At 57.2% G+C, this 20,357-nt stretch carries 19 protein-coding genes; 7 read left to right on the forward strand and 12 right to left on the reverse strand.

What is annotated here, in order from left to right; all coding sequences use genetic code 11:
- Positions 1-35 precede the first annotated feature (35 nt).
- Positions 36-1,325 (forward strand): citrate synthase, encoded by a 1,290-nt coding sequence (locus tag ABIE29_RS04985; RefSeq protein WP_429617097.1) that lies wholly within the window; start codon positions 36-38, stop codon positions 1,323-1,325.
- An 87-nt stretch (positions 1,326-1,412) separates the two neighbouring features.
- Here the strand turns inward: ABIE29_RS04985 and nei are convergent, their stop codons facing one another.
- The 12 genes from nei to ABIE29_RS05045 form a co-directional block, all read right to left on the reverse strand.
- The gene (nei, locus tag ABIE29_RS04990; protein ID WP_429617098.1) at positions 1,413-2,204 is read right to left on the reverse strand and encodes an endonuclease VIII; all 792 of its coding nucleotides are present in this window, start codon (positions 2,202-2,204) and stop codon (positions 1,413-1,415) included.
- Positions 2,205-2,276: 72 nt separating this feature from the next.
- Positions 2,277-2,921, reverse strand: a complete 645-nt coding sequence (gene pcp / locus ABIE29_RS04995) for a pyroglutamyl-peptidase I (protein ID WP_429617099.1) — start codon at positions 2,919-2,921, stop codon at positions 2,277-2,279.
- A gap of 8 nt (positions 2,922-2,929) precedes the next feature.
- Complete coding sequence (locus tag ABIE29_RS05000) at positions 2,930-3,937, reverse strand: DUF979 domain-containing protein (RefSeq protein WP_429617100.1); 1,008 nt, start codon at positions 3,935-3,937, stop codon at positions 2,930-2,932.
- Complete coding sequence (locus ABIE29_RS05005) at positions 3,934-4,665, reverse strand: DUF969 domain-containing protein (RefSeq protein ID WP_429617101.1); 732 nt, start codon at positions 4,663-4,665, stop codon at positions 3,934-3,936. Before ABIE29_RS05005 ends, ABIE29_RS05000 begins: the two co-directional genes overlap by 4 nt.
- Before the next feature lie 66 nt (positions 4,666-4,731).
- On the reverse strand, positions 4,732-5,469 hold the full coding sequence (gene pxpA, locus ABIE29_RS05010) for a 5-oxoprolinase subunit PxpA (RefSeq protein WP_429617102.1): 738 nt from the start codon (positions 5,467-5,469) through the stop codon (positions 4,732-4,734).
- A complete protein-coding gene (gene pxpC, locus ABIE29_RS05015) occupies positions 5,466-6,392 on the reverse strand; it encodes a 5-oxoprolinase subunit PxpC (RefSeq protein ID WP_429617103.1) in 927 nt (308 codons plus the stop codon). Before pxpC ends, pxpA begins: the two co-directional genes overlap by 4 nt.
- A complete protein-coding gene (gene pxpB, locus ABIE29_RS05020; protein ID WP_024483155.1) occupies positions 6,386-7,042 on the reverse strand; it encodes a 5-oxoprolinase subunit PxpB in 657 nt (218 codons plus the stop codon). The genes pxpC and pxpB overlap by 7 nt, the downstream gene beginning before the upstream one ends.
- 224 nt (positions 7,043-7,266) lie before the next feature.
- Entirely contained in the window at positions 7,267-8,010 is a 744-nt protein-coding gene (locus ABIE29_RS05025; RefSeq protein WP_429617538.1) for a type 2 GTP cyclohydrolase I, read from the reverse strand.
- Between the two features lie 17 nt (positions 8,011-8,027).
- Positions 8,028-9,008, reverse strand: coding sequence for an MBL fold metallo-hydrolase (locus tag ABIE29_RS05030; RefSeq protein ID WP_429617104.1), 981 nt, complete (start codon positions 9,006-9,008; stop codon positions 8,028-8,030).
- Positions 9,009-9,030: 22 nt separating this feature from the next.
- Positions 9,031-10,455, reverse strand: a complete 1,425-nt coding sequence (phrB, locus tag ABIE29_RS05035; protein ID WP_429617105.1) for a deoxyribodipyrimidine photo-lyase — start codon at positions 10,453-10,455, stop codon at positions 9,031-9,033.
- Positions 10,456-10,470: 15 nt separating this feature from the next.
- Positions 10,471-11,424: a YbgA family protein gene (locus tag ABIE29_RS05040; protein ID WP_429617106.1), complete on the reverse strand. Its 954-nt coding sequence runs from the start codon at positions 11,422-11,424 to the stop codon at positions 10,471-10,473.
- 122 nt (positions 11,425-11,546) lie between these two features.
- Positions 11,547-11,753, reverse strand: coding sequence for a YbfA family protein (locus ABIE29_RS05045; RefSeq protein ID WP_429617107.1), 207 nt, complete (start codon positions 11,751-11,753; stop codon positions 11,547-11,549).
- Between the two features lie 542 nt (positions 11,754-12,295).
- On the opposite strand from ABIE29_RS05045, the gene ABIE29_RS05050 reads away from it, so the two are divergent.
- The 6 genes from ABIE29_RS05050 (at position 12,296) to kdpE (ending at position 20,355) form a co-directional block, all read left to right on the forward strand.
- Positions 12,296-12,385 (forward strand): K(+)-transporting ATPase subunit F, encoded by a 90-nt coding sequence (locus ABIE29_RS05050; RefSeq protein WP_037375124.1) that lies wholly within the window; start codon positions 12,296-12,298, stop codon positions 12,383-12,385.
- A complete protein-coding gene (gene kdpA / locus ABIE29_RS05055) occupies positions 12,385-14,073 on the forward strand; it encodes a potassium-transporting ATPase subunit KdpA (protein WP_429617108.1) in 1,689 nt (562 codons plus the stop codon). The genes ABIE29_RS05050 and kdpA overlap by 1 nt, the downstream gene beginning before the upstream one ends.
- A 23-nt stretch (positions 14,074-14,096) precedes the next feature.
- The gene (gene kdpB, locus ABIE29_RS05060; RefSeq protein ID WP_429617109.1) at positions 14,097-16,166 is read left to right on the forward strand and encodes a potassium-transporting ATPase subunit KdpB; all 2,070 of its coding nucleotides are present in this window, start codon (positions 14,097-14,099) and stop codon (positions 16,164-16,166) included.
- A gap of 18 nt (positions 16,167-16,184) precedes the next feature.
- Positions 16,185-16,754, forward strand: coding sequence for a potassium-transporting ATPase subunit KdpC (kdpC, locus tag ABIE29_RS05065; RefSeq protein ID WP_429617540.1), 570 nt, complete (start codon positions 16,185-16,187; stop codon positions 16,752-16,754).
- A 199-nt stretch (positions 16,755-16,953) separates the two neighbouring features.
- Complete coding sequence (kdpD, locus tag ABIE29_RS05070) at positions 16,954-19,647, forward strand: two-component system sensor histidine kinase KdpD (RefSeq protein ID WP_429617110.1); 2,694 nt, start codon at positions 16,954-16,956, stop codon at positions 19,645-19,647.
- Positions 19,648-19,665: 18 nt separating this feature from the next.
- A complete protein-coding gene (kdpE, locus tag ABIE29_RS05075; RefSeq protein ID WP_429617111.1) occupies positions 19,666-20,355 on the forward strand; it encodes a two-component system response regulator KdpE in 690 nt (229 codons plus the stop codon).
- Positions 20,356-20,357: the final 2 nt, after the last annotated feature.

Consider the following 20,357-nt stretch of genomic DNA (forward strand, 5'->3'; position numbering starts at 1 on the left):
GAGGTTTTTAAAATAAGGCGTTAAGGAGACTGTAAATGACTGATAAGAAAGCGACGCTAAGCATCAACAACGGCGAAGCTCCGATCGAACTGGGCGTACTCACCCCTTCACTGGGCCCTGATGTTATTGACGTACGCGCCCTGGGCTCCAAAGGTTATTTCACATTTGATCCCGGCTTTACCTCTACCGCTTCCTGTGAATCGAAAATCACGTTTATCGACGGCGACAAAGGTATCCTGCTGCACCGCGGCTTCCCGATTGAGCAGTTGGCAAAAAACTCCTCCTACCTGGAAGTGTGCTACATCCTGCTGTACGGCGAAACCCCGAACGCTGAAGAGTTCGAAACCTTCAAAACCACGGTAACCCGTCACACCATGATCCACGACCAGATCACCCATCTGTTCCGTGGTTTCCGCCGTGACTCACACCCAATGGCGGTGCTGTGCGGCGTGACCGGTGCCCTGGCAGCGTTCTATCACGATGCGCTGGACGTCAACAACGAACGTCACCGTGAGATCACCGCGTTCCGCCTGCTGTCCAAAATGCCTACCGTGGCAGCGATGTGTTACAAGTACTCCCTCGGCCAGCCGTTTGTTTACCCACGTAACGACCTGTCCTACGCCGGCAACTTCCTGCGTATGATGTTTGCTACACCTTGCGAAGAGTACGTGGTGAACCCGGTGCTGGAACGCGCCATGGATCGTATTCTGATCCTGCATGCCGACCATGAGCAGAACGCGTCCACCTCCACCGTGCGTACCGCCGGTTCATCCGGTGCCAACCCGTTTGCCTGTATCGCGGCCGGTATCGCTTCCCTGTGGGGGCCAGCGCACGGCGGTGCCAACGAAGCAGCACTGAAGATGCTCGAAGAGATCAAAACCGTTGAGCACATCCCTGAGTTCATCAAGCGCGCCAAAGACAAGAATGACTCGTTCCGTCTGATGGGCTTTGGCCACCGCGTGTACAAAAACTACGATCCACGCGCCACCGTGATGCGTGAAACCTGTCACGAAGTGCTGAAAGAACTGAACAAGAAAGACGACAACCTGCTGCAGGTCGCGATGGAGCTGGAACACATCGCGTTGAACGACCCGTACTTCATCGAGAAGAAACTGTACCCGAACGTCGATTTCTATTCAGGTATCATCCTGAAAGCGATGGGTATTCCTTCTTCCATGTTTACGGTGATCTTCGCGATTGCCCGTACCATTGGCTGGATTGCCCACTGGAACGAAATGCACGACGAAGGCATCAAGATCGCTCGCCCACGTCAGCTGTATACCGGCTATGCCGAGCGTGAGTTCAAGTCTCAGGTTAAGAAGTAAGCTTTAGCAGGGGCGTCATATTCGCCCCAACTCGGCTAATGACCCTATCGACTTAACGCTGCCCCACTGGCAGCGTTTTTTTATGGGTTACTTCTGGCAAACCGGGCACCAATAGAACGGTCGCGAAGATAGCGCCGTTTTCTCGATCATTGCCCCACAGCGTGGGCAAGGCTCACCACTGCGATGAAACACCTTGAAGCTGAACAGCGTGCCATGATGGCGATTTTCATCTACCTGACCACGGGTCTGGTATGAAATGCGTGGAATATCCAACAGCGCCTGCGCCAACTGATGCAGCGCATCAGGGGTGAGATCCTGCGGTTTATGCTTGGGTGCCAGTTCTGCCTGCCACAAAATCTCGGCTCGCAGGTAATTGCCCAGACCTGCCAGAAAAGACTGATCCAGCAGCATCCCGCCTAACTGGCGCTTACAAAACGCCGGCGATAACAGCCGCTGTTCCACCTGCTGCACGGTCAAAGCCATATCCAGCACGTCAGGGCCAATACGCTTTAAGAACGGGTGTTGCTCGATCTCACCGCGCGGCGCAATGGTGATATCCGAAGCGCTGTACAACAAGATTGCCCACTCGGCAGTCTCCAGTCGTACGCGCAGATCGCGCTTGGTTTCTGGCGTTTCGCCCGCTCGCACCACCTTCCACACGCCGTAAAGCTGGTTGTGGCTGTACATGGTCAAACCGTTGGAAAAATCGGTTAACAAGGCTTTACCACGCGGTTCAATGGCAGTGATACGTTCACCGACCAGCTCGCCCTGATAGTGTTTCAGTTGCGGGAAAGCAAACCAGACTTCGGTCAGTGGTTGCTCGATCATCACCGCCGCCAGCTTATCTGCCGCCCGGCGGATCTCCGGCCCTTCCGGCATAGACAACTCCTTGATTAAAAAGGGTCCGGCAAGCCGAACCCTAGGGTTAACATGGAGGTAGCATAAATGACCTCAGTGTGTGGCGCCACCCACCATTTTCAAGTCATGCTCCACCTGCAAGGCGATCGAAATCGCCATTTCCAAAGCAAACAGCACCGTCTGTGCTGCCATACTCGGCGCACCAGGATGCTGTGCCGCCTGCTCAGGCAGGTAAGGGATATGGATAAAGCCGCCCTTCACCGTCTGCTGCCCGCTTAAGCGGTGCAACAGACCGTACATCACATGGTTACAGACATAGGTCCCGGCGGTTTGTGACACCGAGGCCGGAATACCGGCCTCACGCATCGCATTAACCACCGCCTTGATCGGCAAGGTGCTGAAATAGGCCGCCGGGCCATCTGCCACAATGGCCTGGTCGATCGGCTGCTGTCCCTGATTATCGGGAATGCGCGCATCATCGACGTTAATAGCGACTCGCTCCAGCGTGATGTCGGTGCGCCCACCCGCCTGGCCAATCGCCAGCACCATCACCGGTTGGACTTCGTCAATGGCCGCGTTCAACACCGTCAACGCTTCACCGAAGACGCAAGGTAGCTGGCGCGCAATAATGTGCGCCCCACCAAGCTCCAGATCGTTAAGCTGCTTCACCACCTCCCAGGAAGGGTTGACACGCTCGCCGCCAAACGGCTCAAAACCGGTAATCAATACTTTCTGCATGCGTTCTCCTAGAGGAACATCAGGAAATAAAGCAGGAATACGTTAACCAGCAGCAACGTGACCCCGGTCGGTATCTGCGCCTTGATGACCGCATTCTTGTCCGGCAGATCCAGTAACGCCGCCGGTACAATATTAAAGTTAGCAGCCATTGGCGTCATCAGCGTGCCGCAATAGCCGGAGAACATGCCGATAGCCGCCATCACCGCCGGGTTACCGCCGTGTTGCAGTACCAGGATCGGAATACCGATGCCCGCAGTGACGATCGGAAAAGCCGCAAACGCGTTGCCCATAATCATGGTCAACACCGCCATGCCGATGGCATACACCGCTACGGCGATAAAGCGGTTATCTACCGCCAGATATTCCTGTGTCAGATGGGAGATCGCAGTCCCGACGCCCGCAACGGTGAACAGCAGGCCAAGGGTAGCCAGGATCTGTGGCAGGATAAAGGCCCAACCAATGGAGTCCAGCAGGCGGCGAGCTTCCTGCACCGGCTGCAACGCTTTCTCATGGGTCATCTTCACCGCAATAACCAACCCGAGCAAACAGCCGACGGTCATGGAGAACAGCGTAATCAAGGTGGCGTGGTTACCGCTGCCAAACACCGCCTGTTGCAAGGCCGGGATGTTATTGAACAGCAGCACGCCGATCACCGTGACGACCGGGATCGCCAGCGCCGGGATAAACAGCCGGTTACCCAGGCGTTTGGCGCTGGTTTCACGTTCTTGCTGGCTACGCTGATGATAGCTGCCAAGACGCACACCGCCGAAACCGGCGATCAGGGCCATTACCACTACCAACACGCCCACCACGATATGTAATTGACGCCTGGCTTCCGCCCCGCTGCCAAATAGCCCGTAAGTCCAGTCGCCTACCAGGAAGATCAACCCGTACAATGCCCAGAACAGGCCGGTAGTGACGCGGCGTGGGTTGGCCTTATCGCGGAACGACATCACGGCGACGATCAGTAATACTGCACCCGCCAGCCAGTAGAGATATTGTTGTTGGAAATTCATTGGCCTGCTCCTTTCGCCTGCATCGCCGCCTGGTTAAGTTTGCTTAGTTCGGCAGTGAGTTGTTTGTCCATGCGGTACAAACGGAAAGAGTGGATCAGGAAGGCAAAGATCGCCGTTGGGATCCCCCACAGCGCGATATGCAACGGTTCGGTCTGGATGCCGCCGGATTCCAGCATAAAGTTATGCATGAAAATGATCGCACCGAAGGCGACGAAAATATCTTCACCAAAGAACAGGCCGACGTTGTCGGTTGCCGCGGACATTGCCCGCAGACGATGACGCACGCGTTCCGGCAGTTCACCATAACGGCTTTCTGTGGCCCCTTCCGCCATCGGTGCCAACAACGGACGCACCATCTGCGGGTGTCCCCCCAGGCTGGTCAAGCCCATGGCGGCGGTCACTTCACGCACAAACAGATAGACGATCAGCAAGCGCCCGGCGGTGGCGCTTTTGATTTTGGCAATCCACGCCTGCGCACGCTCTTTCAAGCCGTGGCGCTCTAACAGGCCGATAACCGCCAGCGGTAATAGCAGGATCAGCGGCAGGTTACGGGTATTGAGAAAGCCCTCGCCGAGCTTTTCCAAAATGACATCCAGCGGCATCAGCGCCGCCAGCCCGGTAATAATACCGGCAGCGATCACCACCAGCACCGGGTTAAAACGTAGTACAAATCCAACCACGATGGCAGCGATGCCGATCAGTGGCCAGAGGTTTACTGCTTGTTCCATATCAACTTCCCTCTTGTCACCCTCAGTCTTGCGGGCAATGTTGTGTTTGCTGTAATAATTATTTTTTTATGCGGCACTGACACCAATCTGCTGCTGAGCAAAGCTCTCTCTCAGCTTCCTGGCATAGGCCAGCGCATGTTCGCCGTCGCCATGCAGGCAAACGGTTTCAGCCTTGACGGAGGCCCAGCCCCCCTCAAGGGTACGTACACGCTGGTGGCGAACCATTTCCAGCGTCTGTTGCAATGCCAGTTCATCACTGGCGATCAGTGCCCCTGGTTGCCCACGCGGCACCAATGTTCCATCAGCCTGATAGCCGCGATCGGCAAACACTTCCTGCCGTGTCGCCAACCCCAGTTTTTCACCTGCACGGATCAGTTCACTGCCAGCCAAGCCCACCAGACGCAACGAAGGGTCTACCGCCAACACCGCGCGGGCAATGGCTTCGGCCAGTTCAGGCTCCACCGCCGCCTGGTTGTAGAGCATGCCGTGCGGTTTCACATGGACCATCACGCCGCCTTCAGCACGGGTAATGGCGGCCAGCGCACCCAGCTGATACAGCATTTGGGCATATACCGTCTCTACCGGTAACTGCATCCGGGTGCGGCCGAAGTTTTCCCGATCCGGGAAACTGGGATGAGCACCAATCGCCACACCATATTGCAACGCCCAGCGCACCGATTGACGCATGGTCTGGGCATCCCCAGCATGGAAGCCGCAGGCTATGTTGGCCGAGCTGACCAACTGCAACAGCGCTTCGTCATTCGCACAGCCTTCACCGAGATCGGCATTCAAATCGACGATCATTTAACCCCCCAGGCAATCTGTTGAATAAAGTGATCCTGCTCAGCCTTGGCGCGCTGTGCCTCTGCCAAGGTGCAAGGGATAAAGTGCAACGCCTCCCCCAGACGGATCTGCGCCAGGTGGAAGAGATCGGCCTCGATCACGCAGGCAATCCTCGGGTATCCCCCGGTCGTCTGAGCATCGGCCATCAAGACGATCGGCTGACCGTTATGTGGGACTTGGATGACACCCGGTATCAGGCCATGGGAGGGCATTTCCCGTTCGGTGGTGCGCGTCAGGACACTACCGCTATGCAGGCGATACCCCATGCGGTTACTCTGCGGGCTGAGCTGCCAGGCGGTACGCCAGAAGTCGTCCCGGGCCTGTTGGCTGAACTCGTCATATTCCGGCCCGGTCAACACCCTGATCCGGTTGCTGAACAGCGGCTGTTTCACGCCGATGACCGTGGTCGGCAACGCCTGCGGCTTACCCGCTGGCAGCAGGTCGCCTTCTTTCAACTGCCTGCCTTCCAAACCACCGAAGCCCGCTTTCAGATCGGTACTGCGTGAACCCAGCATTTCCGGCACATTGATGCCACCAGACACCGCCAGATAACTGCGCATCCCGCGTTTAGGCATCTTCAGCGTCAGTTGCTGACCTTTTTTTACCGGATAGCGCCAGCCCGTCCACAAAGACTTGCCGTCCAACTGAGCATCGCAGCCCGCACCAGTCAGCGCAATCCAGCCATTATGGGTAAATTCGGCACTGAATTGCCCCAGCGTGATCTCCAACCCGGCCGCTTCCGGCTCGTTGCCCACCAGCAGGTTGGCTATTTTCAGCGCGGGGGTATCCAGAGCACCGCCCTGGCTGATGCCCAAACGCCGGAAACCGTTACGCCCCAGGTCCTGGACGGTGGTGTAAATACCGGCTCGCAAGATCTTCAGCATACGCCCCCCTTTTGTGGCACAAAGCGCACGTTATCGCCCGGGCGCAGCAGCGTCGGCGGCATTTCATTAGGATTAAACAGTGCCAACGGCGTGCGGCCAATCAGTTGCCAACCGCCCGGCGTGACCAGCGGATAGATCCCCGTCTGGCCGCCACCGATCCCCACTGAACCCGCAGCAACAGACAGGCGCGGTTCCGCACGGCGCGGAGTAGCAAGACGCTCAGGCATCCCCCCCAGATAGGTAAAACCGGGTTGGAAGCCCAGGAAATAAACCACATATGCGGTCGACGAATGGCATTCCACCACCTGTTGCGGCGTCATGCCGGTATGGCGCGCCACCTCATCCAGGTCTGGGCCATATTCACCCCCATAGATCACCGGGATATCGACATCACGGGACTCTGGCACCAGACTTTCGTTGCCTTCCCATCCTTGACGCAGCAGTTCCAGCATCGCCTCGGCATCGGCCTGCGGCGTATACAGCAACAGCGTCAGGTTATTCATTCCCGGCACCACTTCCCGCACGTCAGTGTGGTGATTTAACTTTTCTGCCAATGCCCAGATGCGCTGCTGACTTTGCAGCGTCACCGGGGGTGCCAATTCAAGCACTACAGCGCGTTCCCCTAGCAGGTAATATTGTGCTCGTTGCACCCCTATCTCCTTATACTCGTCGTGTTTCAAGCCGCAGCATGACTGACCGCTCACGAACGAATGAGCGGGTCACCGGGTAGCAACTTGAAGTTCACAGGGTATTTTATTATTTGTAAAACGTATCAGTTATGCGGGACGCAGCGTCGGCTGTCAAGAGAACAACCTTCGGGAAAATAAGGGATTAGCTGCGCTAAAGGGTTCGTTTTACCGAACCCATAGGCAAATCAGGCTGGATTGGGGATATCGATAAAGGTGACATCAAAACCGTGATGTTGCGCTAACCACTCGCCCAACGCCTTGATCCCACCGCGTTCCGTCGCGTGATGACCGGCGGCAAAAAAGTGCACCCCCATCTCCCGCGCCGTATGAATGGTTTGCTCAGAAACTTCGCCGCTGATAAACGCATCAACGCCAAATCGCGCCGCGCTGTCGATAAACCCCTGGCCGCCACCGGTACACCAGGCCACCCGACGGATTGACTGCGGAGCATTATCGCCACAGTGCAACACCGCTCGGCCAAAACGACTTTCGATACGCTGTTGCAGTTCAGCCGCGCCGAGCGGTTGCTCAAATTCTCCGTGCGGCACTAAAGGCTCGATCTCGCCGATCACGCGGATACCCAATGCCTGCGCCAGTTGCGCGTTATTACCCAGTTGCGGGTGTGCATCCAGCGGCAAGTGATAGCCATACAGGTTGATATCGTTGCTCAGCAGGGTTTTCAGCCGGTTACGCTTCATGCCACGCACCGCGGGTGCTTCGTTTTTCCAGAAGTAACCATGATGCACCACTATGGCATCCGCCTGATGTTCCACCGCCGCATCCAACAATGCCTGGCAGGCCGTCACTCCCGTCACGATGCGCTTCACATGCTCCCGCCCTTCCACCTGTAGGCCATTTGGCGCATAGTCCTGAAAGGCCGCACAGTTGAGTTCGCTGTTGATCAGATGTTCCAGATCGAGGTTACGCATAATCATCTCACTCTTATTCAAAATTGTTGCCGATCGCCCTGTTCCATCAGGATAAATTTCACCCCCAGATCGTTACCCCGATCCAGCTGTTGCTTGATGGTAGCACGCACATCCTCCCCCTGTTTCAGGCTGGGCTTAATGTGGCTGATGATCACCGGCAGATCTTTTAACGATCCCTCTCCGCCGCTGTACTGCTGGAGGTTTTTCAGCTCCTTCAATAGCCAGGCCGGGGTCAGATGACCATACAGATGCTTGTCATCCACCTCGTTCGGGTAAGAGGTTTCGATAATCATGCCCTTCAGCTTCTTCTGCTCAATCAGCGGCCCCAGCGCCTGCCAGGCGCTATCCAGATTGCGTGACTGCTCCAGCGCGTCCGGCCCGGTATCGCCAAAATAGGCAAATGATCCTTCGCGGTCGGCCACCAGTAACATCGAGGAGTGATAGCGATCGTGGCTAAGTGGGTACATCACCCCACTCAAACCGGTCAGGCCCAGGGTAACACGCTGCAACGGGCGTACCGTTTGCAAACGGTAAGTGCCCAGCCGCGAGCCATTACCGGCATCGGTAAAGTTGGGCCAGGCTTTCCAGTTAAAATAATGATTGCGCAGCGTCAACACGGTATCGGCCTGCGCATAAATGGTTTTCTTGCTGTCTTCCGGTGAACCCAGGATCAGCCCAGCAACGTGATCCAGATGGCCGTGGCTAATGAAGTAACCGCCAATCAGCTGACGGAAAATATAGCCCTGAGGGGTGTAGGGAGCGGCCAGCTCGGGCGTGACCTGTGGAAAACTGCCTTTTTCCAGCCCTTTGGCAATCCCCGGCAGCAGCGTCCCGGCATCCAGTGCCAGGTACTGCGTCTGGCTATCACTGCGGATCAGATAAGAAGTCAGATTACCGTCGCTGACGCCACCGTCGACGCCCAGCGCCACTACGTCAAAACCGGCCACGGCCAATGCGGAATAGCCGCCCAGGCACAGGGCCAGTAGTTTCTTCATCATCAGGAAGCTCCTTGCTGTTACTTTAAAGTCCCCCTCGCTTGGCCGCTTCAAAAGCCGCCAACGTCTCCAGCCGAGCCTGCTGGTGTTGGACTATCGGCGGCGGATAGTTCAGAACCTGCTGCTGCTTTTCCGCCCAGCGATGGGGTTGATGGAGCTCATTGTCCGGTACACCCGCCAGTTCAGGCAACCATTTACGGATAAAAGTGCCTTTTGGATCAAAACGTTCGCCCTGAGTGGTCGGGTTAAAGATGCGGAAATAGGGTGCGGCATCGGTGCCGGTAGAGGCGGCCCACTGCCAGCCACCGTTGTTGGCAGCCAGATCGCCATCCAGCAATTGGGACATGAAATAGTGTTCACCGGCACGCCAGTCGATCAGCAGATCCTTGACCAGGAAGCTGGCGGCGATCATCCGCAGGCGATTATGCATCCAGCCGGTTTGATTGAGCTGACGCATGGCAGCATCGACAATCGGGTAACCGGTATTGCCCTGTTGCCAAGCCAGTAAAGCCGCGTCGTTGCGTTGCCAGCATACCTTATCCGTCCAGGCGATAAAGGGACGGTGCTTGCATAACGCAGGATACGCCACCATCAGGTGACGATAAAATTCACGCCAGATCAGCTCATTAAGCCAACAGAAAGCGCCACTTTGCGGATTTTCCAACACATCGGGGCACTCCACACGCAGACGGTTGACGCACTGGCGGGGAGAGATCGCGCCGATAGCCAGATAGGGTGACAGATTGCTGGTGCCGGCAATGGCGGGCAAATCGCGCTGTGTAGCATAATCCTGCACCTGCTCGCGGCAGAAAGCACGCAGCCTGTGCAATGCAGCCTCTTCGCCTGAGGGATAGCCCTCTCCCACCGCTACCAAAGGATAATCGAATGCCGCCGCTGCGGTAAAAGCAACGGCTTCTCCACGCGAGCGTGGGGCTGGCAGAGAGTTCACATCGGACTCGGCCAACCGCTGGAGAAAGGCTTTGCGAAAGGGCGTATACACCTTGTACATCTCGCCGTTGCCGGTTTGCACGCTGCCGGGGGGCAACAGCAGGCTATCATCAAAGCTGTGACACCTCACCTGCCCAGCCAACGCCTTCTCAAGACGGGCGTCACGTTGACGCTCATTGATTTCATACTGGCGGTTGTAAAACAGGGCCGAGACCTGCTGGCGCTGGCAGAACTCCACCAGCCAGTTAACCGAACCGGCAAAATCGTCGCCCTGATGGCAAATAAGTTCAATGCCCCGAGCCGCCAGCGCCGCTTGTACCTGTAGCAGATTAGCGTGAATAAACGCCGCCTGGCGTGGTGCCATATTGTGCTGCCGCCATTGCGCGGGTGTAGCGATAAATACCGCCATCACCTTGGCTTGCGGATCGCTACAGGCGGCGGAGAGGGCTTTATTGTCCGTAATGCGCAGATCGTTACGCAACCAGACCAGATGCGTGGTCATAACACTCCTTGCGGGTTAATGGCCGTAGCGCAGGCGCAGCGCCTCCGGGTATGGCTCAAAATAGCGCTGTTGTGCCAGATAGCTATCAGGATATTCGGCCATGTAATGTTTTAACAGCGTAATGGGTGCCAGCAGCGGTTGCATCCCCTGGCGATAGTGGTCGATCAACCGGGCCAGTTCCTGGCGCTGAGTGCTACTGAGCTGGCGGCGGAAGTAACCCTGTACATGCATCAAGACGTTGGTGTGATTGCGGCGGGTCGCCTTGTGTTGCAACAGCCTCATCAGGCGCTGGCGATATTCCACCGCAAAGGCATCAAGCGATTCCCAGCGTTCGATATCTGCGACGAAACGACCCAGTTCCCGGTACTCCGGCTGCGAATGCGCCAACAGCGAAAGTTTATAACGGCTGTGAAAAGCGATCAGCCCGCCACGAGTTAACCCCTGGTGCCACAGCATATTCAGCTCATAAAGGGCGAACACCCGTTCGACAAAGTTTTCTCGCAGCACGGGATCGGTCAGGCGGCCATCTTCTTCAATCGGCAACCACGGCATTTGCTGGAGCAGCTCGGCGGTAAACAACCCGACGCCACTTTTATGCGCCCCCTGGCCGTTTTCATCCCAGAGCTTGACCCGCTCCATACCGCAAGTAGGCGATTTTGCGCAGACTATGTAGCCGCATAAATGTTGCAACTGGTTAACCCGCAGCTCGGAGAACTGTTGCATCCGTTCGGTGAGATCTACATTGGGGTCATTGCTGCGGAGCAGCCGCGTCTGCTGTTGACTTTTAACCAAACGCAGCGCAGGCCGTGGCGTTGGCAAGCCAATCGCCATCTCGGGACAAATCGGCTCAAACTCGACATAGGGCGCCAATTGTTCCACGGCAAATTCATAGCGTTTATGGCCACCATCGAAACGCACCGCGCTGCCCAACAGGCAGGCGCTGATCCCGACAGGGATCTTGTCACTCATATCTTGTCTCACACTAGTTGGATGATGTTAAAAGTGTAGAGTAACTGGTGCGTTACTGCGGCTTATAACGCAAAAACCCCCGCCATAGGGGCGAGGGTTCGTCGTATTGCGACAAGCCTGGATCAGTAAAAATCGCAGGATGCCGTTTCTGCCTGTTGCAGCCAGACCGGTTTATTGCTGGTTTTTGACCACACGCGGTGTAAATAGCTGTAAAAACGTGCGCGATCGGCACGGAACAACATTACCGGCAAGGCAAGAATACCAACCAGAATCACTGCGCTACGGCGCAGGAGGACCCGATGCAACGGATAGGCTTGGTAGTTAGACATACGAACCTCCTTAAAAACATCCGCGCCAGGTTGTCAGGACCCGACGCAGTGCGAAACGATAAATGATGGCCAATTGGAAACTGAGCAAAATATTACCGCATATGTTGTAATTTTACAACTCATCCGACCACTAAAATGGACAAAAATAACTCAGAAAGGCCAGCATAACGTAATTTTGTTACAGATAGGTTAATAATCAACTTAACATTGGTTACGTCATGGCTATTGCCAGCGTTAAGCGAGGAAATACGTGCATCGCCTCTCACTCTAACCCCCAGGAGCGAAGGTTCGACACACCTGACAGCGGCTCAGGACTCGCTCCCTCTCCCCATAGCTGTATTCATTAGCTCCCTGGGCGATACATCGGGAGAGAGCTGGGGTGAGGGACAACTGATAGCCTTAACTGACAAGCCTTACGTTTTCTGTCTATATTTCAGTCATTTTTATACTTTTTTTACACTCGGCCCCGCTATTTTTTCATCTTCTTTCTACTGCCCTCCCTACACTCAGGCTATCAAAAACAACACCTCTGGAGGTGTCCCGTGAGTTTCAGCGTTATTGGTGGTGCGCTGTTGGTCCTGCTGCTGTTGGGCTATCTGGTTTATGCCCTGTTTAATGCGGAGGACTTCTGATGGCAGCTTCAGCCTTCTTGTTGATCGCCAGCTTTATGCTGGTGCTTCTGGTGCTGGCTCGTCCCCTGGGCAGCTTTATAGCTCGCCTGATCGAGGGAGAGCCGCTACCGGTGCTGCGCCATGTGGAAGCAGCCGTCTGGCGTTGCTGCGGTAATGACACCGCCGAGATGAACTGGTGGCAGTATGCGCTGGCGATCCTGTGGTTCAATATCCTTGGTATCGTGCTGCTGTTTGCACTGCTGATGGCACAGGGTTCTTTGCCGCTCAACCCGCAGGGGTTCGCCGGCTTATCCTGGGATCTGGCGTTCAATACCGCCGTCAGCTTCGTCACCAATACCAACTGGCAGGCCTACAGCGGGGAAAATACCCTCAGCTATCTCAGCCAGATGGCCGGGTTGACGGTACAGAACTTCCTGTCTGCCGCTACCGGTATCGCCGTTGCCTTTGCCCTGATCCGGGCCTTTGCACGCCGTTCCAGCACCACCATCGGTAACGCCTGGATCGATATCCTGCGCATTACCCTGTATGTGCTGTTGCCGCTGTCACTGCTGATCGCGCTGTTCTTCGTCAGCCAGGGGACATTACAGAACTTCCTTCCTTACCTGCATCTGAACACCCTGGAAGGGGCACAGCAGACCTTGCCGATGGGGCCGGTGGCCTCACAGGAAGCGATCAAGTTGCTCGGTACCAACGGCGGGGGCTTCTTCGGAGCCAACTCGGCACATCCGTTTGAAAACCCGACCGTGTTGACCAACTTTGTGCAGATGCTGGCGATCTTTCTGATCCCTTGCGCCCTGTGCTTCTCCTTTGGTCAGGTGGCCGGTGAAAACCGTCAGGGCCACGCGCTGATCTGGGCCATGGCACTGATTTTTATCGTTGCGGTGATCGTGGTAATGAATGCCGAATTGGCTGGTAACCCGCATCTGAGCGCGCTGGGCAGTAGCAGCAACCTCAATATGGAAGGTAAAGAGTCTCGCTTTGGCATTCTTGCCAGCAGCATGTTCTCGGTGGTGACCACTGCGGCCTCCTGCGGTGCCGTCAACGCTATGCATGACTCCTTTACCGCGCTGGGTGGCATGGTGCCAATGTGGCTGATGCAGATTGGTGAAGTGGTATTCGGCGGCGTCGGTTCCGGCCTGTACGGCATGCTGCTGTTCGTGCTGCTGACGGTGTTTATCGCCGGGCTGATGATTGGCCGCACGCCGGAATATCTCGGCAAGAAGATCGATGTCTATGACATGAAGATGACCGCGCTGGCGATCCTGGTGACACCGACCCTGGTTCTGCTGGGCACCGCATTGGCGATTGCTACCGATGCCGGCCGTGCTGGCATCCTCAACCCAGGGGCGCATGGCTTCAGTGAAGTGCTGTACGCCGTCTCTTCGGCAGCCAACAACAACGGTAGCGCCTTTGCCGGCCTGAGTGTCAACACGCCGTTCTACAACCTGCTGCTGGCCTTTGCGATGTTTGTTGGCCGCTTCGGGGTGATCCTGCCGGTGCTGGCCATTGCAGGTTCACTGTGTGTCAAACAACGCCAACCGGCGGGCAACGGCACGTTGCCTACCTACGGACCACTGTTTATCGGTCTGCTGGTCGGCACCATCCTGCTGGTGGGTGCCCTGACCTTCGTTCCAGCACTGGCGCTAGGCCCGGTAGCCGAACACTTACAACTGTGGTTGGCAAACTAAGTCATAACAGAGAGAAGAAAACGATGACTCGCAAACAACGTGCCCTGTTTGAACCGGCACTGGTGCGTACCGCGCTGATCGATGCGCTGAAAAAACTGGACCCGCGTGCCCAGTGGCGTAATCCGGTGATGTTCGTGGTGTACCTCGGCAGTATCCTGACCTCGATCATCTGGCTGGCGATCCTGTCAGGTAACGCCGATGGCAGCGCAGCCTTTACTGGCAGCATCTCGCTGTGGTTATGGTTTACCGTGCTGTTCGCCAACCTGGCCGAAGCCTTGGCAGAAGGACGCAGCAAGGCTCAGGCGGAAAGCCTCAAGGGCACCAAGAAAACCAGTTGGGCGAAGAAACTCGCCACGCCGAAACACGATGGGACCACCGAGAAAGTGTCGGCCGAGAGCCTGCGCAAAGGGGATATCGTGCTGGTGGAAGCCGGTGACACCATCCCTTGTGATGGCGAAGTGCTGGAAGGCGGCGCCTCGGTCGATGAAAGCGCCATCACCGGTGAATCAGCGCCGGTGATCCGTGAATCCGGCGGTGACTTCTCCTCCGTGACCGGCGGGACGCGTATTCTGTCCGACTGGCTGGTGGTGCAATGCAGCGTCAACCCGGGGGAGACCTTCCTCGACCGCATGATCGCCATGGTGGAAGGTGCCAAACGCCGTAAAACCCCGAACGAAGTGGCACTGACCATTTTGCTGGTGGCGTTGACGATCGTGTTCGTGCTGGCGACCGCCACCCTGTTCCCTTACTCGCAATACAGCGTGGAAGCAGCAGGCAGCGGCAGCATCGTTTCGATCACCGTGTTGGTGGCCTTGCTGGTCTGCCTGATCCCGACCACCATCGGCGGGCTGCTGTCCGCTATCGGCGTCGCCGGGATGAGCCGTATGCTGGGTGCCAACGTGATCGCCACCAGCGGGCGCGCCGTTGAGGCCGCCGGTGACGTTGACGTATTGCTGTTGGACAAGACCGGCACCATCACCCTCGGTAACCGTCAGGCGTCCGAATTCCTGCCGGCACCAGGGGTCAAAGAGCAAGAGCTGGCCGATGCCGCCCAACTCTCTTCGCTAGCCGATGAAACGCCGGAAGGCCGCAGTATCGTGGTGCTGGCCAAGCAGCGCTTCAATCTGCGCGAACGCGATTTGCAGGCGTTAAACGCCACCTTCGTCCCTTTCTCTGCGCAAACCCGCATGAGCGGCGTCAACGTGCAGGACCGGATGATCCGTAAAGGAGCCGTGGACGCCATCCGCCGCCATGTGGAATCCAACAACGGCCACTTCCCACGTGCGGTGGACGATCTGGTGGAAAGCGTTGCCCGTACTGGCGGTACGCCATTGGTGGTAGCCGAAGGGCCACGCGTATTGGGTGTAGTGGCGCTGAAAGACATCGTCAAAGGCGGAATTAAAGAACGCTTTGCCGAACTGCGCAAGATGGGTATCAAGACGGTGATGATCACCGGGGATAACCGCCTGACCGCCGCCGCCATCGCAGCCGAAGCCGGTGTGGACGACTTCCTGTCGGAAGCCACGCCAGAGGCCAAACTGGCGCTGATCCGTCAGTATCAGGCGGAAGGACGCCTGGTTGCGATGACCGGCGACGGCACCAACGACGCTCCTGCACTGGCGCAGGCCGACGTGGCAGTTGCCATGAACTCGGGGACGCAGGCGGCCAAGGAAGCGGGCAACATGGTCGATCTGGACTCCAACCCGACCAAGCTGATCGAGGTGGTCCATATCGGCAAGCAGATGCTGATGACGCGCGGGTCCCTGACCACCTTCAGTATCGCCAACGATGTGGCGAAGTACTTTGCCATTATTCCGGCGGCCTTCGCGGCAACCTATCCGCAGTTGAATGCGCTGAACGTGATGCAGCTGCACTCCCCCGCCTCGGCGATTATGTCGGCGGTGATCTTCAACGCTCTGGTGATCGTATTCCTGATCCCACTGGCGTTGAAAGGGGTGAGCTACAAGGCAATGAGCGCCGCCGCACTGCTGCGTCGTAACCTGTGGCTGTATGGTGTGGGTGGCCTGCTGGTACCGTTCGTGGGTATCAAGCTGATCGACCTGCTGTTAACCGCGCTGAATATGGCCGGCTAAGATAACGAGGAATTTATGATGTCTTATTTCCGTCCTTCTCTGGTTATGCTGATCCTGCTGACGGCGATCACCGGTATCGCCTACCCATTACTCACCACTGGGCTGTCACAGTTGCTGTTCAGCGGGGCAGCCAACGGTTCGTTGATCTATCAAGGGGATAAAGCGGTCGGCTCGGCGTTGATTGGCCAGAATTTCACCCAACCGGGTTATTTCTGGGGCCGCCCTTCTGCCACCAGCGATTCGGCTTATAATGCGCTGGCATCCGGCGGCAGTAATCTGGCGGCCACCAATCCGGCGCTGGATAAAGCGATCGGTGAGCGGGCAACGCAGCTGCGCCAGGCTAACCCGGCCATGAGCGGCCCGATCCCGGTCGACCTGCTGACCGCTTCCGGCAGTGGCTTGGATCCGCAGATTTCACTGGCCGCCGCCAAGTACCAGTTAGCGCGTGTCGCCAACGCTCGTCAGTTGCCGCAAGAGCAGATTGCCAAACTGATTGATGAAAACACCGACCGCGCCACGCCCAATTTTATGGGGGGATCGGTGGTCAACGTGCTGAAGTTGAATATGGCGCTGGATGCGTTGAAATAATGCTGACTAACCGTGTTTAATAACGCGGCACCAAAAGCTTGAGACAGGTGGGAGTTATGCAGGTTAGCCGACCGTTGAGCGCATGAATGCGCGATTCGAGCCCCCAGGGACGGGTTCACGGCGTGTCGGTGATCTGTATGACTCCCATCTGTAACATTATTAGGCGCAGCAATTTAGTTAATAAGGACAAGGAACTCTGATGGTGGATGACGAACTGCAACGCCCCGATCCTGACAGCCTGCTGGCGCTCGCCAATGAAAAGCCTCGCGGCAAGCTGAAGGTCTTCTTCGGCGCCTGTGCCGGGGTAGGTAAAACCTATGCCATGTTGCAGGAAGCTCAGCGGCAGCGTGCGCTGGGGTTAGACGTGCTGATCGGTGTGGTGGAAACCCATGGCCGCCAGGAAACGGCGGCGTTGCTGCAAGGGCTGTCGATCCTGCCACAAAAACGTATCCATCATCGCGGCCGGCTGGTGCAGGAGTTCGACCTTGATGCCGCTTTGGCACGCCATCCGGCCCTGATCCTGATGGATGAGCTGGCGCACAGTAACGCCCAGGGCTCACGCCATCCCAAACGCTGGCAGGATGTGGAAGAACTGCTGGATGCCGGTATCGACGTGTTGACCACGGTTAACGTCCAGCATCTGGAAAGCCTGAACGATGTCGTCGGTGGCATCACCGGAGTACGGGTCAGGGAAACCGTGCCCGACCACGTGTTTGACGAAGCGACCGAAGTGGTGTTGGTGGACCTGCCCCCAGACGATCTGCGCCAGCGGCTCAACGAAGGCAAGGTCTATATCCCCGGCCAGGCCGAACGCGCCATCGAGCATTTTTTCCGTAAAGGTAACCTGATCGCCCTGCGCGAACTGGCACTGCGCCGCACCGCCGACCGTGTCGACGATCAAATGCGGGCCTTTCGCGATAATCAGGGGCGTGAAAAGGTTTGGCATACCCGTGACAGCATCCTGCTGTGCGTCGGCCATAACAGCGGTAGCGAAAAGCTGGTGCGCATCGCAGCAAGGCTGGCGGCACGCCTCGGTTGCCACTGGCATGCCGTGTATGTCGAAACCCCCAAACTGCACCGCCTGCCGGAGAACCAACGGCGAGCCATCCTGCGGGCGTTGCGGCTGGCACAAGAATTAGGGGCTGAAACCGCCACCCTTTCCGATCCTTCAGAAGAACGCGCGGTACTGCGCTATGCCCGGGAGCATAACCTGGGCAAAATCATTATCGGCCGCCGTGGCGAACAGCGCTGGAAGCTACGCGGCAGCTTTGCCGATCGCCTTGGTCAGCTTGGGCCGGATCTCGACCTGGTGATTGTAGCGCTGGAAAACGATACGCCGCTGCCGCAAGCCAAAGAACATGATAACCGCGCCTTTAGCGAAAAATGGCGTTTCCAGCTGCGGGGCTGTGCCGTTGCCGTCGTTTTATGCGCCATCATTACGCTGCTGTCGCAATGGCTGCTGCCGGGCATTGATTCGGCCAACCTGGTGATGGTTTACCTGCTGGGCGTGGCACTTGTCGCCCTGTTCTTTGGCCGCTGGCCTTCGGTACTGGCCGCAGTGATCAACGTCGCCAGCTTCGATCTGTTCTTCGTGCAGCCCGAATGGTCGTTCGCCGTCAGCGATATGCAATACCTGCTGACCTTTGCCGTGATGCTGATCGTCGGTATCACCATTGGTAATCTGACCGCCGGGGTGCGTTATCAGGCCCGGGTGGCACGCTATCGCGAACAACGGGCGCGCCATTTGTATGAGATGTCCCGTGGGCTCAGCCAGGCGTTGAGCAGAGAAGATATTGCCAAAACCAGCCGTCATTTTATCTCCAGCAGCTTCCAGGCCAAAACCGTGCTGTTGCTGCCGCAGGAGGATGGCTCCCTGCAACAGATGGTGGGGGAAGAAGGTGGCTTGCTGTCGGTGGATGAAGCCATCGCCCGCTGGAGCTATGGCAAAGGCTTACCCGCCGGAGCCGGTACCGACACCCTGCCCGGCGTGCCGTACCAACTGCTGCCGCTCAGCACCTCCAAACAGACCTTTGGCCTGCTGGCGATTGAACCGAACAACCTGCGTCAGTTGATGGTGCCGGAACAACAGCGGCTGTTACAGACCTTTGCAGTGCTGATCGCCAGCGCGCTGGAGCGCCTGCATCTGGCCCGCAGCGCCGAAGAGGCCAAGCTGGATGCCGAACGCGAACAGCTACGTAACTCGCTGCTGGCCGCCCTCTCTCACGATCTGCGAACTCCGCTTACCGTGCTGTTTGGTCAGGCGGAGATCCTGACGCTGGATCTGGCCACCGAAGGCTCCAGCCACGCCCCACAGGCCAGCCAAATCCGTCAGCAGGTGCTCAGTACCACCCGTTTGGTGAACAATCTGCTGGATATGGCGCGCATTCAATCCGGTGGCTTTAACCTGCGCAAAGAGTGGCAATCGTTGGAAGAGATCGTCGGTGCCTCGCTGCATATGTTGGAACCGCTGCTGGTATTGCACGAGATCAAGGTGGAGTTGCCGCCAGAGATGGTGCTGATCAACTGTGACGGCAGCCTGTTAGAGCGGGTGTTCACCAACCTGGTGGAAAATGCCAATAAATATGCCGGTGCCGATGCTATCATCGGGATCCGCGCCCACACACTAAAGGACTGGCTGGAGGTCGAGGTGTGGGATAATGGCCCTGGCATCCCGCTGGAGCAGACGCAGCTGATTTTTGACAAGTTCTCCCGTGGCAATAAAGAGTCGGCGATCCCCGGCGTTGGCTTGGGGTTAGCGATTTGTCGTGCCATTATTGAAGTACACGGCGGCCGCATCTGGGCGGAGAACCGCGCCGAAGGCGGAGCCAGTTTCCACTTTATGCTGCCGTTGGAGAAGCCACCCGAACTGGATGGAGCAGATTTTGACTTGTAACCAAAGGCTAGAGATCACGTGACCACCGCCCCCACCAACATTCTGATTGTGGAAGACGAGAAAGAGATCCGTCGCTTCGTGCGCACCGCGCTGGAGAGCGAAGGGTTACGGGTGTTTGAAAGTGAAACCTTGCAGCGTGGGCTGATAGAGGCCGGCACGCGCAAGCCGGATCTGATCATTCTCGATTTAGGATTGCCCGATGGCGACGGGCTGGACTACATTCGCGATCTGCGTCAATGGAGCTCCGTGCCGGTCATCGTCCTTTCCGCACGCCATGCCGAAGAGGACAAGATTGCCGCGCTGGATGCGGGTGCCGATGACTATCTCAGCAAACCGTTTGGCATTGGTGAACTGCTGGCTCGGGTGCGGGTTGCGCTGCGCCGCCACGCCAATAGCCAGCAGGAAAGCCCGTTGATCAGTTTTTCCGATATCACCGTCGATCTGATTAACCGCAGCGTATTGCGTAACGGTGAAGATCTGCATCTGACGCCCATCGAGTTCCGTTTACTGTCTGAGTTGCTGGCCAACTCCGGTAAGGTGATCACCCAGCGGCAGCTACTCAGCCACGTCTGGGGCCCCAATTACGTCGAGCACAGCCACTACCTGCGCATCTATATGGGCCATCTGCGACAAAAACTGGAAACCGATCCGGCGCGGCCCAGGCATCTGCTCACTGAGACCGGCGTCGGCTATCGGTTTATGCCTTAATC

It is taken from the genome of Serratia sp. 2723 (assembly GCF_050434425.1).
Classification (GTDB): Bacteria; Pseudomonadota; Gammaproteobacteria; order Enterobacterales; family Enterobacteriaceae; genus Chania.

Coding starts and splice junctions, on each gene's coding strand:
- ABIE29_RS04985 (WP_429617097.1), top strand. CDS start 36: ATGACTGATAAGAAAGCGACGCTAAGCATCAACAACGGCGAAGCTCCG.
- nei (WP_429617098.1), bottom strand. CDS start 2,204: ATGCCGGAAGGGCCGGAGATCCGCCGGGCGGCAGATAAGCTGGCGGCG.
- pcp (WP_429617099.1), bottom strand. CDS start 2,921: ATGCAGAAAGTATTGATTACCGGTTTTGAGCCGTTTGGCGGCGAGCGT.
- ABIE29_RS05000 (WP_429617100.1), bottom strand. CDS start 3,937: ATGAATTTCCAACAACAATATCTCTACTGGCTGGCGGGTGCAGTATTA.
- ABIE29_RS05005 (WP_429617101.1), bottom strand. CDS start 4,665: ATGGAACAAGCAGTAAACCTCTGGCCACTGATCGGCATCGCTGCCATC.
- pxpA (WP_429617102.1), bottom strand. CDS start 5,469: ATGATCGTCGATTTGAATGCCGATCTCGGTGAAGGCTGTGCGAATGAC.
- pxpC (WP_429617103.1), bottom strand. CDS start 6,392: ATGCTGAAGATCTTGCGAGCCGGTATTTACACCACCGTCCAGGACCTG.
- ABIE29_RS05025 (WP_429617538.1), bottom strand. CDS start 8,010: ATGCGTAACCTCGATCTGGAACATCTGATCAACAGCGAACTCAACTGT.
- ABIE29_RS05030 (WP_429617104.1), bottom strand. CDS start 9,008: ATGATGAAGAAACTACTGGCCCTGTGCCTGGGCGGCTATTCCGCATTG.
- phrB (WP_429617105.1), bottom strand. CDS start 10,455: ATGACCACGCATCTGGTCTGGTTGCGTAACGATCTGCGCATTACGGAC.
- ABIE29_RS05040 (WP_429617106.1), bottom strand. CDS start 11,424: ATGAGTGACAAGATCCCTGTCGGGATCAGCGCCTGCCTGTTGGGCAGC.
- ABIE29_RS05045 (WP_429617107.1), bottom strand. CDS start 11,753: ATGTCTAACTACCAAGCCTATCCGTTGCATCGGGTCCTCCTGCGCCGT.
- kdpA (WP_429617108.1), top strand. CDS start 12,385: ATGGCAGCTTCAGCCTTCTTGTTGATCGCCAGCTTTATGCTGGTGCTT.
- kdpB (WP_429617109.1), top strand. CDS start 14,097: ATGACTCGCAAACAACGTGCCCTGTTTGAACCGGCACTGGTGCGTACC.
- kdpC (WP_429617540.1), top strand. CDS start 16,185: ATGTCTTATTTCCGTCCTTCTCTGGTTATGCTGATCCTGCTGACGGCG.
- kdpD (WP_429617110.1), top strand. CDS start 16,954: ATGGTGGATGACGAACTGCAACGCCCCGATCCTGACAGCCTGCTGGCG.